Source organism: Rhodococcus marinonascens NBRC 14363, assembly GCF_001894885.1.
GTDB lineage: Bacteria > Actinomycetota > Actinomycetes > Mycobacteriales > Mycobacteriaceae > Rhodococcus_F > Rhodococcus_F marinonascens.
Genome location: NZ_BCXB01000154.1, coordinates 1 through 643 on the forward strand (window position 1 = coordinate 1; position 643 = coordinate 643).

Consider the following 643-nt stretch of genomic DNA (forward strand, 5'->3'; position numbering starts at 1 on the left):
CGTCAACATTTAGGGCAACATCGGCGGGTAGAGCGGTGCTATGCCCAACTACCAGCAAGCGCTCGAAAGGGTTCGGCGCCACTGATGCTCGGCAACATCGAGGTCGAGATTCTCGGAGTACGGCAATCGCCCCCACCCGAAGGTGGGGGGCGATTCTGTCGTCCATGGCACCGGCCTGGGGCCGGCGCGTCACAGTAGGCATGGACCGGTCGATGTCCGAGCAGGACGATCCGCCATCGCGACACCGCTGCTGATGCTAGGCAGGGCCCAGGTCAGGACCTACGATCCCCAGGATTCGAGCGATCCCAAGGACCCGGTCGACGGTGCCTCGTTGATGTCCAACACGACAGGCAGGACAGCATCGTCACCGATGCCGTTGGTGGCGGTCACGGTGAACGCGAATTGTCCTGTGGCGGTAGGGGTGCCGGACAGAACACCATCAGCGTCAAGGGTAAGCCCGTCGGGCAGGGTACCGGCGGTCACGGTGGTGGGGATGGGTTGTCCGGCGACGGTGAAGGTGTACTCGTAGGGCTGGCCGACGGCGCCGGCCGGTAATGTCACGGTCAGTGTCGGTGCCCACTCGATCGCGATGACCGACACCGTTTTGTCGCCGTTGTTGGTGACGTAAGCGCGGGTGCCGTCC

At 64.2% G+C, this 643-nt stretch carries 1 protein-coding gene; it reads right to left on the bottom strand.

Features of this window, described 5'->3' with window-relative positions; genetic code table 11:
* Positions 1-279: 279 nt before the first annotated feature.
* Positions 280-643: putative Ig domain-containing protein (locus RM2_RS23305; protein WP_174553889.1), on the bottom strand; the 364-nt coding region annotated here is incomplete at its 5' end.